Here is a 12,893-nt window from a genome sequence, read left to right on the forward strand (position 1 = left end):
AGCGGACATGGCTCAGTTGGTAGAGCACAACCTTGCCAAGGTTGGGGTCGCGGGTTCGAGCCCCGTTGTCCGCTCCATTGCATTTCCGGACCGTTTAGGCGGTCCTTTTTCGGCGAAGTGGCCAAGTGGTAAGGCAGAGGCCTGCAAAGCCTTTACCCCCGGTTCGAATCCGGGCTTCGCCTCCAGGCAACATCCGGGCGCTCCGGCGCCCGTTTTGTTTTACATATGCGGACATGGCTCAGTTGGTAGAGCACAACCTTGCCAAGGTTGGGGTCGCGGGTTCGAGCCCCGTTGTCCGCTCCAAACGCAACAGCCCGGCTACTACGGTAGCCGGGCTTTTTTGTATCCATTGCATGGGCTCGAACCCGAGAGGGAGCGAGCGTTTTGGGGCGTGGCTGTGGCGTTGTTTGCCGCGAATGTCCGCTTTGGGCGTATCATCGTGGGCATCTCGCATAACCTCGTTGCAAGGGAGATACGCCCCATGGCTACAGAAAAGTCTTCTTCGCGCTCATGGATGTCCGACGCTGCGATCTATCAGATCTACCCGCGCTCGTTTAAGGATTCGACTGGTTCGGGTCTGGGCGATATCGCGGGCATTACCCAGCAGATGGACTATCTTGAGCGGCTGGGTATCGAGGCCATCTGGCTGAGCCCGTTTTACCCATCGCCTCTTGTCGATGGCGGCTATGATGTGGCGGACTACTGCGATGTCGACCCACGTCTCGGCTCGCTTGACGACTTCGATGACATGATCGCTGCGGCTCACGCGCGCGGCATCAAGGTCATCGTCGACATCGTGCCCAACCATTCATCCAACCAGCACCCCTGGTTCAAAGCCGCTCTTGCCGACGGCCCCGGATCTCCCGAGCGCGCCCGTTATATCTTCCGCGATGGTTGCGGCGAGCATGGCGAGCTGCCTCCCACCAATTGGAATGCCAACTTTGGCGGCCCCGCATGGACGCGTGTTGCGGACGGTCAGTGGTATCTGCACATGTTTACGCCCGAGCAGCCGGACTTTGACTGGTCATGCCCTGAGGTTCACGCGCTCTTTTGCGACGTCCTGGCGTTTTGGAGCGATCGAGGCGTCGACGGCTTTCGCATTGATGTGGCGCAGGGTCTCGCCAAGGATCTCGACCGCGATGACCTCGACCGGTGGCATCTCGCCGAGGGCGATGACATGGTTGACGACGGCACCCATCCGCTGTGGGACCGCAATGAGGTCCACGAGATCTATCGCGAGTGGCGCCGCGTGTTCGACCGCTATAATCCGCCGCGCAGCGCCGTTGCCGAGGCGTGGGTGTTGCCCGAGCGCCAGTATCTCTACGCGCGTCCCAGCGAGCTTGGCCAGACATTCAACTTTGAGTTTGCCAAGGCCACTTGGACCTATGATGACATGCACACTGCAATCGAGAAGGGCTTGAAGGCAGCCGTCGAATCCGATTCCGCCTCGACCTGGGTACTCTCCAACCACGACGTGCCGCGCGTGGCGACACGCTATGCCCTGCCGCAAATCAAGGCGACGCGCTACCACCAGATTGCGCTCGACTGGCTCTTACGCGACGGGTCGTCTTATGACGAGGACCGTGAACTCGGCGAGCGCCGCGCGCGGGCGGCCCTTTTGCTTGAACTGGCGCTTCCGGGCTCGGCATACGTGTATCAGGGTGAGGAGCTCGGCCTTTTTGAGGTGGCTGATATCCCGTGGGCTGCACTCGAAGACCCTACTGCGACCAATACGCACGGACCGAAGCGTGAGAAGGGGCGCGACGGCTGTCGTGTGCCCCTGCCGTGGGTGGCGGCGGACGATCCCGCGCATGGCGGATCGTTTGGGTTTTCGCCGGCAGACGCCGATGCGGCGCCCCATCTGCCGCAGCCTGCATGGTTTTCCGATTATGCTGCCGATAAGGAAGAAGCGGACCCGACATCGATGCTTGCGCTCTATCGTGACGCCCTCTGGCTGCGGCGCAAGCTGCGCGGGTGCGCCAACGATCTTGCGTGGCTCGATCTTGACGGGCGCACCGGTCTTGCGGATGGTGCCGAGGGCGCTGAGGGCGGCGTCATCGCCTATCGCCGCGATAACGGCTGGACGTGTGTGACGAACTTCGGTGCAGCACCCGTGGAGCTGCCGGCGGGCAGGGTCCTGCTCACCTCATCACCGCTTTCAGACGGCAGGCTCGCGCAGGACAGCTCTGCCTGGATCATGCTCGGTGATATGTAGGGGCATCTCGCTGCGAGCCTGCGTTTGTTCGCGCCTTTCGTGACGACTGATGCCCTCGCGAGAGCGTCGCAAAACTTTTCAAAAAAAGTTCTTGCATAGGATGCGGGCATCACGTAAGATTAATCCTCGTAAGCGGACATGGCTCAGTTGGTAGAGCACAACCTTGCCAAGGTTGGGGTCGCGGGTTCGAGCCCCGTTGTCCGCTCCATTTGGGCGTTTAGCTCAGGGGGAGAGCGCTTCCCTGACACGGAAGAGGTCAGAAGTTCAAATCTTCTAACGCCCACCAAATGTTCGCAGCTCAGAGGCTATGTCCTCTGAGCTGTTTTGTTTTGCTACCAAGCACGCCGTCAAATATGCCAGCAAATATTGATCCAAGGTCCCCGTAGAGGTGCCGGCAGGTTGCATACGTCCTGGCCGACCGTGACCGCAACATGTTGGTCAAGCATAATCTTTTGGATTCTTTTGGCGTGAGCGGCTTGGTTTTGGTAGGATTTGTCAGCGGCTTGACTAAGGGGGTTTTATAACTGCCATGCAGGTAGCCGTGTTGGTAACGTTTTACCGACTTGCCAAGAACCCCTCATAATTAATGCGTCTGCAAAATGACTAATTGCTTTGACCTGCTGAAACACTATATGTTGTGTTTGACCTAAAAAAAGAATACAGGATATAGATGCCTCTTTGTCGTATGATAGATGGCGGACAGAGAACGAGGACCTTATTCGCCCCATTTGGATGGATCTTCGAGCCCCTTGATTGGCTGCGAGGATTGTCCGCATGAGGGCCTATGGTTTTCGAAAACACAGATTGCGCGACGGCGCCGCAAGACAGGGGCAAGCCCTGCCGGGCATCGTTTGGCTCTGAAGCGCAATACGATTTCGACGCGAAAGAGGCAAGAGGATGAAGATCATCAAGCGCAGCGGCACCGAGGTTGTCTTTGACATCGATAAGATTGTCAATGCCATCCGCGCCGCAAACTTGGAGGTCGAGGAGAGCTCTCGTCTTACCGACCGCCAGGTGGTTTACGCGGCACAAAACGTCGCCGAGGCATGCGAGAACGCGGGCCACACCGTGTCGGTCGAGGAGATTCAGGATCTGGTCGAGGACGAGATTATGCGTCTCGACTGCTACGAGGTCGCTCGCCATTACATCATCTATCGCTATGTTCAGAGCCTGAAGCGCCAGAAGAACACGACCGACGACAAGATTCTGTCGCTGATTGAGTGCAACAACGAAGAGGTCAAGCAGGAGAACTCCAACAAGAACCCGACCGTCAATTCCGTTCAGCGTGACTACATGGCCGGCGAGATCTCCAAGGACCTGACCCAGCGTGTGCTGCTGCCCCAGGAGATTGTGGATGCTCACAATGAGGGTCTGATTCACTTCCATGATTCGGACTACTTTGCCCAGCACATGCATAACTGCGACCTGGTGAACCTGGAGGACATGCTCCAGAACGGCACTGTTATCTCGGGTACGCTGATCGAGAAGCCGCACAGCTTCTCGACCGCCTGCAACATCGCGACGCAGATCATCGCCCAGGTTGCTTCCTCCCAGTACGGAGGCCAGTCGATTTCGCTGACCCATCTTGCCCCGTTCGTCGAGGTGAGCCGTCAAAAGATTCGCGGCGAGGTCGCTCGCGAGCTTGAGGAGCTCGGCGTTTCCGCATCTCCCGAAAAGGTCCGCGAGGTTGTTGAGGACCGTCTGCGTGACGAGATCCGTCGCGGCGTTCAGACGATTCAGTATCAGGTCGTGACCCTTATGACCACCAACGGCCAGGCGCCGTTCGTGACGGTCTTTATGTATCTCAATGAGGCCCGTACGCCCCAGGAGAAGCATGACCTTGCCATGATCGTGGAGGAGACGCTCCGTCAGCGCTATGAGGGCGTTAAGAACGAGGCCGGCGTGTGGATCACCCCGGCGTTCCCCAAGCTTATCTATGTGCTCGAGGACGATAACGTTTACGAGGATTCCCCGTACTTCTACCTGACTCAGCTGGCTGCGAAGTGCACCGCCAAGCGCATGGTGCCCGACTACATCTCCGAGAAGAAGATGCGCGAGCTGAAGCTGTCGAAGGGCGAGACCGCCGGCAATGGCGATTGCTACACCTGCATGGGTTGCCGTAGTTTCCTGACGCCCGACCGTTCGGGCAACGGCTTTAACAATGTCGCCAACGCGCTGAACTATGACCCGACCAAGCCTAAGTACTATGGCCGCTTTAACCAGGGCGTTGTGACCATTAACCTGCCTGATGTCGCGCTGAGCTCGCACCAGGACATGGACAAGTTCTGGAAGATCTTCGACGAGCGCCTTGAGCTATGCCACCGCGCCCTACTGTGCCGTCATGAGCGTCTGATGGGTACGCTTTCGGATGCCGCACCGATTCTTTGGCAGTACGGTGCCCTCGCCCGCCTGAAGAAGGGCGAGACGATCGACAAGCTGCTCGTGGGCGGTTACTCCACCATTAGTCTGGGTTATGCCGGCCTGTATGAGTGCGTCAAGTACATGACGGGCCACAGCCACACCGAGAAGGAGGGCACGCCCTTTGCCATGGCCGTCATGCAGCGCATGAACGACAAGTGCGCGGAGTGGAAGGCCGAAAGCGATATTGACTTCTCGCTGTACGGTACCCCGCTTGAGTCGACGACCTACAAGTTCGCCAAGTGCCTGCAGCGTCGTTTTGGCATCATCCCGGGCGTGACGGACAAGGGCTACATCACCAACAGCTACCACGTCCACGTGTCCGAGGAGATCGACGCATTCGACAAGCTCAAGTTCGAGGGTATGTTCCAGCAGCTTTCGCCGGGCGGCGCCATCTCCTACGTCGAAGTTCCCAACATGCAGGACAACCTCAAGGCTGTCATTCGCGTGATGCAGTACATCTACGACAACATCATGTACGCCGAGCTCAACACCAAGAGCGATTATTGCCAGGTGTGCGGTTACGACGGCGAGATCAAGATTGTCGAGGATGACGGCAAGCTGGTGTGGGAGTGCCCCAACTGCGGCAACCGCGATCAGGAGAAGATGAACGTCGCCCGTCGTACGTGCGGCTACATCGGTACCCAGTTCTGGAACCAGGGTCGAACCGAGGAGATCCGCGACCGCGTGCTGCATCTCTAATAACCATCCCAGGCCGCCCCGTAGCGAGGCCCCGGACCTTTACTCGCTATTTCGGACAGTCCTGGCTCACGACGGAGGCGCCACTGGCGCCTCCTGTTCGTGCGGAACTTATATCGAGCAAAGGTCCGGGGCCTCGCTACGGGGCGGCCAAGTTGACGTAGCTGAGATGCAGCATGCGGTCTGCTCGCTCCTCGAAGTTCTTAGTGGAAATGAGTTGACTTGCAGCAACGCTTTGCTTGCGATGACGGTTGAGCTGCAACCCAGTTTTTATTGGACCTCGAACCCTATACTCGATGTTCGTTTCGTTCATTGAGTTGCCTTTTGCATGAGGTCGGGACATATCGTCCCGCCCGCAGTTTCGCAGGCCGAAGGCCGAGAATGTTTGAGGACGGGATGATATGTCCCGACCTCCCGGGAGACTTACCTATGAACTACGCGAACATTAAGTATTTCGACATTGCTGATGGGGAAGGCGTTCGTACTTCTCTGTTTGTGAGCGGGTGCCGTCGTGGGTGCAAGAACTGCTTTAACTCTGTCGCGTGGGACTTTGCTGCGGGCGAGCCGTTCGATCGTGCCGTCGAGGACAAGATTATCGAGAGCCTCGATCATCCCTTTATTGACGGCCTGACGATTCTGGGCGGCGAACCTATGGAGCCCGAGAATCAGGCGGGACTCGTTGAGTTTGTCGAGCGCGTTCGTGCCGCTTATCCTGCGGGGTCAGGAAAGACCATTTGGTGTTTTACCGGCGACGTGCTCGAGGAGCTTATGCCGGGTGGTCGTCACCATACCGAGGTCACGGACCGTATCCTTGCCTGCCTCGATATGTTGGTGGATGGCCCGTTTGTTCAGGATCTGTACGATATCTCATTGCGCTTTAGGGGCTCGAGTAACCAGCGTGTAATCGATATGAACGCTACGCGCGACCGTGCTGAGCGCGAGGGCGTTGTGCTTTGTGATGCGGTTGAACTTTGGCGTGATGATCCGGTCTATTCGACCCATACTATGTAGCTTGTGGTCGATGCCGAAGAGCGTGGTACCATAGCGCGAACGCAAAATCGGAAAAGTGAGGCCCAGATGGTCGATCAGGAAAAAGTCGAGGCCGCCATTAAGCTGTTGCTTGAGGGCATAGGCGAGGACCCAACTCGTGAGGGCCTGCTGGAGACCCCGGCGCGCGTTGCCCGTATGTATGGTGAGATCGCCGGCGGTATGGACCAGAGTGCCGAAGAGCACCTGTCCAAAACCTTTGCCGTCGCCTCGAACGACTTGGTTATCGAGCGCGACATCACGTTTTACTCGCTGTGCGAGCATCATCTGCTGCCGTTTTATGGCAAGGCTGCGATCGGCTATATCCCTAACGGTCGCGTGGCGGGTCTGTCTAAGCTCGCTCGCACGGTTGAAGTCTATGCCCGTCGTCTGCAGCTGCAGGAGCAGCTGTGTGCGCAGGTTGCCGACGCTCTCATGGATTATCTCGCTCCCCAGGGAGCGATTGTGCTCATGGAGGCTGAGCATATGTGCATGACCATGCGCGGCGTGCAAAAGCCCGGCACCAAGACCGTGACGCTCGCTCGCCGCGGCGTCTTTGAGACCGATCCCGCGCTCGAGGAGCGGTTCTTTAGGATGCTGGGCCGATAGCATGAGGGTCGTCAACGACTTTACATCGAAGACCGATGAGGGGACGTCGCGTCGCGGCTTCATGGCTTCGGGCCTGGCCCCCTTTGGTGCCATGCCTCGCATTGATTACATTTGTGCCAACGGGCTGTTTCGGCGGCACCTGGGCAACATTGCGCAGTTGGAATCGGGGCGCATCTTCTGCCGCCACGGTATTGACCATCTGCTCGATGTCGCTCGCATTATGTGGATCAAGAATCTCGAGGAGCAGCTCGAATTTGACCGCGAGGTCATCTACGCCACGGCACTTCTTCACGATATCGGCAAAGATGAACAGTATGAATCGGGTATATCCCATGATGTTGCAAGCGAGCGCGTCGCTGATGCAATTCTCGGCGGCATGCCCGATGACGTGGCGTTTGAGCCGGCCGATGCCGCAGCCATTAAGACGGCCATTCTGGGCCATCGAAAGCTGCGCGTGAACAGCCAACCGCTTGAGCGTCTGCTCTATGCGGCCGACAAGGCCTCGCGCGCCTGCTTCGCATGCCCCGCGCGCAATGCTTGCAACTGGAGCGATGATAAAAAGAACCTGTCGATTCGCGTGTAGTTAGTTTGCGCGGTCGGGGTTCTAAACGAAGGAGACGATCGCGATGAGTAACAAAAAGCTGCCCGAGAATGCAACCAAGACTGAAGGCGCCGAGCTCGCCCGCCGTGGCAGGGGCGAAATATCCACCGCAACGGCGGTGCCCCACGTGAGCTATGACGATCTGCGCCATGCCGACCGTATTGTCATTGACGGGCTTGAGGTTTTTGCCAACCATGGTGTGTATCCCGAGGAGAACGCGCTGGGCCAGAAGTTCATCGTGTCCTTGGTGCTCTATGCCGACCTGCGCGCTGCGGGGGAGCACGATAACCTGGACGCCTCGATTGACTACGGCTCGGTGTGCCACGATGTCGATGGCTATCTGCGCGAGCATACGTTTAGGCTCATCGAGGCGGCAGCTGAGGGTACGGCCCAGATGCTGCTGCGCCGTTATCCCTCGCTGCTTGGTGTGCGCATCAAGCTCGATAAGCCTTGGGCGTCCGTCGGTCTTCCCCTGGCAAGCTGCGGTGTCGAGATCGAGCGCGTGCGCTAACCGGTACTAATATGTCTCTATGGGTGGCTGCTTGAGCCGCTGGGACAGTGCTCTATTGTTGGGGCAGTATGTGTCGAGCAGGACGTGGAACCGCTGGTTGTGGCTTGGCTCGAGCAAGTGGACGAGCTCGTGGGCGACAACCATGTCGAGGCATTCGATGGGATAGGCGGCAAGTTCGCGTGCGATGCGAATGGCGCCGGATTTGGGAGTGCATGAGCCCCAACGCGTTTTTATGCTGCGTACGGAAACGCGAGAAACGGCGACACCCATTGCGATTTCGTATGCGTGCACCATATCGCGCAGCGCCGATGTGACTTCGGACGTATAGAGCTGGTCGATGTGGGCTTGGAGCTCATCGGACGTTAGGCCGTCGAGGATTGCGTGCCGCTTGGTCTGTGGGCTTTCATCCGATTTATCGGTACCCATAAAACTTGCGAAGGTGGCCTGTTTGGGTCGCGGTGCGGGTGGCTCAAAGTTGTGGTCGAGTGCATCCTGAACGGTGATGGGTTTGCCCCAAAGCGCAATGATGGACGAGGGACTGAGCGGCTCTCGCGCCGTCGCCTGACGTTGCTCGCGCTGGGCAAGTCGGCTGATAATCCAGGCGCTGTTGCGCTTCACAAACGCTTCGATACGCTCGCGGCTGGCACCGAGCGGTGCACTGGCGTGGACCTCACCGCTCGATGTGACGCGTAGGTTGAAGTTCTTGACGCGCTTTTTGGTAACGATGACGGGGATGGGCGTCCCATCCGGTCGGGATGCGGAAATCGTAAACTGCTGCGTCAAAAGCGGTCCTTCAGATTGGGGACGGGCCGGCATGTCGACCGTTCGGCATGCCGGCCCGCTCAAGGGATGTGAAATTAATAACGCTCAAAGAAGGCAAGCGCGTTGTCGCTGCAGAGCTTCTGCATCACGGTCTTGCCAAAGTGCTTGGAGAGCATGTTCTGGAACTCGGGCATCTTGCTGGCATCGGAGAGGAAGGCGGGCACCGTGGCACCGTCCCAGTCGCCGCCGAGCGCGATGACGTCCTCGCCGCCCAGGTCGAGCCAGTGCTCGATATGTGCCGCCAGCTGGTCGAAGGTGACGTCTGCGGCGGTCTTGTCGGTTGCGTCGTTGGAAAGGAACTCGCTGCAGTAGTTGAGGCCGACGATACCGCCCATGTCGCGAATGGTGCGGAACTGGTCGTCGGTAAGGTTGCGTTTGACGCCGCAAACCGCACGGGAGTTGGAGTGGCTGGCGACGAAGGGACGTGTGGCGTGGGCGACAACCTCGTCAAAGCACTCATCGTTGAGGTGGGAGACGTCAAGCACCATGCCGGCGTGCTCCATCTGCGTAAGTGCCTCGATGCCGGCGGCGGTGAGGCCGGCGTGGGTATCGTGTCCGCTCGCGAGCGGTCCTTGCGCATTCCAGCTGAGCGATGACATGAGTACGCCCAAGCTCTTGAGCACCTCGATCAGCGCGGGGTCCTCGGCAAAGAACGTGGCGTTTTCGATGGTGTGGATGCAGGCGACCTTGCCGTCTTTGAGCGCGGGGCGAATGTCTGCCGCGCTGCGTACGTTGACCATGCGGTCGTGGTTGAGCATTGCCTGGCCGCTCATATGCGCCATGATTTGCGCCTGGAAGCGCGCGGCGTGGGCGGTGGGAATCTCGTCGGGGACAAACGTGGCGAAGCACTGTGCCCACGGCGTGTTGCCGATCTTTGCGAGCGAGATGGCACAGGCGTTGCCCTCGATAAGGTCGAAATCCTGCGGATGCGTTTCGTCGCCGGGGAAATAACCGTCGGTGCCGGCGGTAAAGCGCAGGTCGAGATCGAGCGTGGCCCAGCCGATTCGGTCGGCGGTGTCGCAGTGTAGGTCAAATACGGGATATGCCATGGTTCCTCCGGTTGCAGCGTTTCTTTGCAAACTGTCATTGAATTGTATGACTAGGGTATAGTTAGCGCCATATGTTCACGGCGGCCCGCGTTGTGCGCCGCCCTTATCACGGAGGTTACCATGTCCAACCAGGGCAAGAAGGTCAAGACCCATTATCGCGGCACGCTCGATGACGGCACGCAGTTCGATAGCTCCTACGATCGCGGCGAGCCGCTGGAGTTCACCTGCGGCGCCGGTCAGATGATCAAGGGCTTCGACGCCGCTGTTGTCGACATGCAGGTGGGCGAGAAGAAGACCGTGCACATTCCTGCTGCCGATGCCTACGGCGAGCACAATCCCGAGATGGTTATTACCTTCCCGGCCGAACAGGTTCCCAACATCGAGCAGATCGAGAAGGGCATGAAGCTTTTCCTGTCCACGCCGAGCGGTATGCCCGTTCCCGCCGTGGTCATCGACGTAACGCCCGAGGCTGTGACGCTCGACGCCAACCACGAGCTGGCCGGCAAGGACCTCAACTTTGATATCGAGCTCGTTGAGGTCGAGGGTTAGAGTATGCCTGAACGCTTGGTTTCGACGACATGCTTGGGAAATCTCAACGATCCGTCCTATGAGCTTTTGCTTCGCCGGGAGCTGGGCGGTGTCTTTGAGGTCGATGAGCTACTACTCGATTGGGACCAGGCCGATGCCCGCACATTTGTGGGCGTGACGGAGCTGGGGCGTACGGTCGATATTCGGCTGGGCGCTGCCGATGGCGATCGCCTTGCCGATGGCGATGCGCTTGTCATCGACCGTTCGGGCATGGTGCCCGTGGCGGTTGTCGTACGCCTGCGCAGCGCCGAGGTTTATTTGGTCGAAGTTGACCGCATGGACCCGATTGCGCTCGCGCATTCGTGCTGGGAGATCGGCAACATGCATGCGCCGCTCTTCCGGGGCGACTCGGACGAGCATACTGTGCGCATGTATACGCCGGTGCAGCCTGTTTTGGGCCGCATGCTCCGGGGTGTCGAGGGTGTTCGGCTCTCGCTGGTTACCCGTGAACTCGATGCGGACCGGCGCTTTGCGTCGAGTGCGGCGGAGGTCGTCGTGAGCATGGCTCCCGACTTTACCATCGTAAAAAAGGCGCGCGGCTAAGCGCGCGTATGCGCAAGACGGGCTTTGAGGGGCGACCGATCAAGGTCCGTCTTGCTGTTGATATTAGGCTTTGGGTGAAGCATATGGGTCTTGAGGGAATCAAACTGATTGCATGCGATTTGGACGGCACGTTGCTGCATCCGGGGGAGCGCGAGCTGCGTTCCGAGGCCTTTGAGCTTATCGATGAGCTGCATCGTCGTGGTATCGTGTTTATGCCGGCGAGTGGCCGTCAATATGCGAGCTTGCGCTACCTGTTTGCCCCGGTGGCCGATGAGCTCGCCTATGTATGCGAAAACGGAACCCTGGTGATGAGCGAGGGGCGTGCCGTCGTCAAGCGTTCCATGGAGCGTAGCCTTGCTATGGTTATCGCGAATACCGTGGTTGCGTATCCCCATACCGACATGACCCTTTCGTGTGAGGGGCACATCTACACCATGAGCGGCAACGATGCGTTCGTCGACCATTTGCGCTATGTGGTCCACTGCGATGTGGCGGTGGTCGACCGTCCCGAGGACATCGACGAGGATGTCATTAAGATTGGCTTCCAGACGCCCGAGGTGGATTATCCGGCGGCCCGGGAGTATTTCGAGCGCCTCTTTGGCGACCGTGTCGATGTGATGACGTCAGGAACCGCATGGACGGACCTTATCGGTTTCGGTTCGGGCAAGGGCTCCGCGCTTGTCGATTACGGTCGTGTCCTGGGGATTTCGCCCGATGAGATGATGGCATTTGGCGACAATGAGAACGATCGCGACATGCTCAACGTCGTGGGCCATCCCTATCTGATGGAGAGCTGCAACCCCACCATGCGCGGTATCAACGATCGCGTCCGTTACGTGCACACGGTCGAAGAAGAACTGCGCCGCCTGCTCGCCGAGTAGGTTTTCGGGACATGCCTAGAAATGTACTGTTTGCTGCAAAGCGCGGAAAGGTGGATTTTAAGGCATGTCCCGAACATCTACCGGCAGTCGGGGCAGAGACCCTCGAAGATGGTGTAGTGCGACGTGACGTGCCAGCCGATTTGCTCGGACGCCTTGGCGTCGAGCTGGGCATCGAAGGGGAGCGGTACGTCGATGACGCGGCTGCACGAGGTGCAGATGATATGCGCATGCGGCTCGATCGTGCGATCGAAGCGGCTACCGCCCGGCGTCTTGATGGAGAGGATTTCGCCTGCGTCGGCCAAGAGATTGAGATTGCGGTAGACCGTACCGCGGCTGATTTTGTCATCCTGCGCGCGCACGACGTTGTAGATTTCGTCGGCGGTGGGATGGTTATAGCTTTGGCGCACGGCGTCAAGAACCAGCTTTCGCTGCCTGGTATTCCTTCTTTGCACCGCCATGCGCCTCGCCTCTTTTCTATTAACGGTCGTAGGTAAATGATACCGTATTTAGCACACAATACTAATAATGAGGACTGAAACCGTCTTCATTGGCAAGTGGGGCTCGGGCCTGGGCGTCTACGAGGCGAAAACGCGTTCCCATGCGCTCGTAGGAGGCATGAAGCGCCTCGAGATGAGATAGGATATTTGCCGGAGCTCCCTGTATCTCCATCTCGACTGAGCCGTCTTCCATGTTACGCACCCAGCCGGTGAGTGCGCGTGCCTGCGCGAGGTTGGTGTTGGTAAAGCGAAAACCAACGCCTTGGACTTGCCCCTCCCAGCGCAGGAAATAGCGCAGGGGAGTGTCTTGAGTGGCCTCGTCGCTTGCGAGCACAGTAAGCCTGCGGCGCAGCTCGAGCTCGACGTTTGATGGTTTTTGAGGCTCTCGACTGCCGCCGGTGACGCTGGAGAAGAACGTATCGAAGAGGCCCATC

Annotated in this window: 13 protein-coding genes and 5 tRNA genes; 14 read left to right on the forward strand and 4 right to left on the reverse strand. The window is 58.7% G+C overall.

The annotated features are described in order from the left end of the window. The first annotated feature begins 1 nt into the window (after position 1). The 11 genes from AB5758_RS04500 (at position 2) to folB (ending at position 8,079) form a co-directional block, all read left to right on the forward strand. Positions 2-77 (forward strand) — tRNA-Gly (locus AB5758_RS04500). Between the two features lie 34 nt (positions 78-111). Next, a tRNA-Cys gene (locus AB5758_RS04505) sits at positions 112-185 on the forward strand. Between the two features lie 42 nt (positions 186-227). Then, positions 228-303 (forward strand) — tRNA-Gly (locus AB5758_RS04510). A gap of 178 nt (positions 304-481) precedes the next feature. After that, positions 482-2,215: a glycoside hydrolase family 13 protein gene (locus tag AB5758_RS04515; protein ID WP_368152465.1), complete on the forward strand. Its 1,734-nt coding sequence runs from the start codon at positions 482-484 to the stop codon at positions 2,213-2,215. A 132-nt stretch (positions 2,216-2,347) separates the two neighbouring features. Next, a tRNA-Gly gene (locus AB5758_RS04520) sits at positions 2,348-2,423 on the forward strand. Between the two features lie 3 nt (positions 2,424-2,426). Then, positions 2,427-2,501, forward strand: a tRNA-Val gene (locus AB5758_RS04525). A gap of 611 nt (positions 2,502-3,112) precedes the next feature. After that, positions 3,113-5,335: an anaerobic ribonucleoside-triphosphate reductase gene (gene nrdD, locus AB5758_RS04530; RefSeq protein ID WP_368141739.1), complete on the forward strand. Its 2,223-nt coding sequence runs from the start codon at positions 3,113-3,115 to the stop codon at positions 5,333-5,335. 426 nt (positions 5,336-5,761) lie between these two features. Further along, the gene (gene nrdG, locus AB5758_RS04535) at positions 5,762-6,343 is read left to right on the forward strand and encodes an anaerobic ribonucleoside-triphosphate reductase activating protein (protein WP_195192532.1); all 582 of its coding nucleotides are present in this window, start codon (positions 5,762-5,764) and stop codon (positions 6,341-6,343) included. Positions 6,344-6,409: 66 nt separating this feature from the next. Continuing rightward, positions 6,410-6,967 carry a GTP cyclohydrolase I FolE gene (gene folE, locus AB5758_RS04540; RefSeq protein WP_022094399.1) on the forward strand — a complete coding sequence of 186 codons (558 nt, stop codon included), beginning with the start codon at positions 6,410-6,412 and terminating at the stop codon, positions 6,965-6,967. Position 6,968: 1 nt separating this feature from the next. Beyond that, positions 6,969-7,550 (forward strand): HD domain-containing protein, encoded by a 582-nt coding sequence (locus AB5758_RS04545; protein ID WP_171021502.1) that lies wholly within the window; start codon positions 6,969-6,971, stop codon positions 7,548-7,550. A 43-nt stretch (positions 7,551-7,593) separates the two neighbouring features. Beyond that, a complete protein-coding gene (gene folB, locus AB5758_RS04550; protein WP_368141741.1) occupies positions 7,594-8,079 on the forward strand; it encodes a dihydroneopterin aldolase in 486 nt (161 codons plus the stop codon). Between the two features lie 6 nt (positions 8,080-8,085). On the opposite strand, the gene AB5758_RS04555 is transcribed toward folB, so the two are convergent. Further along, positions 8,086-8,862: a M48 family metallopeptidase gene (locus AB5758_RS04555; RefSeq protein WP_368141743.1), complete on the reverse strand. Its 777-nt coding sequence runs from the start codon at positions 8,860-8,862 to the stop codon at positions 8,086-8,088. A 74-nt stretch (positions 8,863-8,936) separates the two neighbouring features. Beyond that, positions 8,937-9,950: a dipeptidase gene (locus AB5758_RS04560; RefSeq protein ID WP_117640822.1), complete on the reverse strand. Its 1,014-nt coding sequence runs from the start codon at positions 9,948-9,950 to the stop codon at positions 8,937-8,939. 120 nt (positions 9,951-10,070) lie between these two features. Here AB5758_RS04560 and AB5758_RS04565 point away from each other — a divergent pair, with 120 nt between their 5' ends. The 3 genes from AB5758_RS04565 (at position 10,071) to AB5758_RS04575 (ending at position 11,962) form a co-directional block, all read left to right on the forward strand. Then, positions 10,071-10,499 carry an FKBP-type peptidyl-prolyl cis-trans isomerase gene (locus AB5758_RS04565; RefSeq protein ID WP_055286916.1) on the forward strand — a complete coding sequence of 143 codons (429 nt, stop codon included), beginning with the start codon at positions 10,071-10,073 and terminating at the stop codon, positions 10,497-10,499. A 3-nt stretch (positions 10,500-10,502) separates the two neighbouring features. After that, a complete protein-coding gene (locus AB5758_RS04570) occupies positions 10,503-11,081 on the forward strand; it encodes an urease accessory protein UreE (protein WP_368141744.1) in 579 nt (192 codons plus the stop codon). An 83-nt stretch (positions 11,082-11,164) separates the two neighbouring features. Beyond that, entirely contained in the window at positions 11,165-11,962 is a 798-nt protein-coding gene (locus AB5758_RS04575) for an HAD-IIB family hydrolase (protein WP_271759088.1), read from the forward strand. A 77-nt stretch (positions 11,963-12,039) separates the two neighbouring features. Here AB5758_RS04575 and AB5758_RS04580 read toward each other — a convergent pair whose 3' ends face one another. Continuing rightward, positions 12,040-12,420 carry a Fur family transcriptional regulator gene (locus AB5758_RS04580; RefSeq protein WP_172677978.1) on the reverse strand — a complete coding sequence of 127 codons (381 nt, stop codon included), beginning with the start codon at positions 12,418-12,420 and terminating at the stop codon, positions 12,040-12,042. Between the two features lie 61 nt (positions 12,421-12,481). After that, positions 12,482-12,892, reverse strand: a complete 411-nt coding sequence (locus AB5758_RS04585; protein WP_368141903.1) for an acylphosphatase — start codon at positions 12,890-12,892, stop codon at positions 12,482-12,484. Position 12,893 lies beyond the last annotated feature (1 nt).

The organism is Collinsella aerofaciens (assembly GCF_040926405.1).
In the GTDB taxonomy this organism is placed as follows: Bacteria; Actinomycetota; Coriobacteriia; order Coriobacteriales; family Coriobacteriaceae; genus Collinsella.

Coding starts and splice junctions, on each gene's coding strand:
- AB5758_RS04515 (WP_368152465.1), top strand. CDS start 482: ATGGCTACAGAAAAGTCTTCTTCGCGCTCATGGATGTCCGACGCTGCG.
- nrdD (WP_368141739.1), top strand. CDS start 3,113: ATGAAGATCATCAAGCGCAGCGGCACCGAGGTTGTCTTTGACATCGAT.
- nrdG (WP_195192532.1), top strand. CDS start 5,762: ATGAACTACGCGAACATTAAGTATTTCGACATTGCTGATGGGGAAGGC.
- folE (WP_022094399.1), top strand. CDS start 6,410: ATGGTCGATCAGGAAAAAGTCGAGGCCGCCATTAAGCTGTTGCTTGAG.
- AB5758_RS04545 (WP_171021502.1), top strand. CDS start 6,969: ATGAGGGTCGTCAACGACTTTACATCGAAGACCGATGAGGGGACGTCG.
- folB (WP_368141741.1), top strand. CDS start 7,594: ATGAGTAACAAAAAGCTGCCCGAGAATGCAACCAAGACTGAAGGCGCC.
- AB5758_RS04560 (WP_117640822.1), bottom strand. CDS start 9,950: ATGGCATATCCCGTATTTGACCTACACTGCGACACCGCCGACCGAATC.
- AB5758_RS04565 (WP_055286916.1), top strand. CDS start 10,071: ATGTCCAACCAGGGCAAGAAGGTCAAGACCCATTATCGCGGCACGCTC.
- AB5758_RS04570 (WP_368141744.1), top strand. CDS start 10,503: ATGCCTGAACGCTTGGTTTCGACGACATGCTTGGGAAATCTCAACGAT.
- AB5758_RS04575 (WP_271759088.1), top strand. CDS start 11,165: ATGGGTCTTGAGGGAATCAAACTGATTGCATGCGATTTGGACGGCACG.
- AB5758_RS04580 (WP_172677978.1), bottom strand. CDS start 12,420: ATGGCGGTGCAAAGAAGGAATACCAGGCAGCGAAAGCTGGTTCTTGAC.
- AB5758_RS04585 (WP_368141903.1), bottom strand. CDS start 12,892: ATGGGCCTCTTCGATACGTTCTTCTCCAGCGTCACCGGCGGCAGTCGA.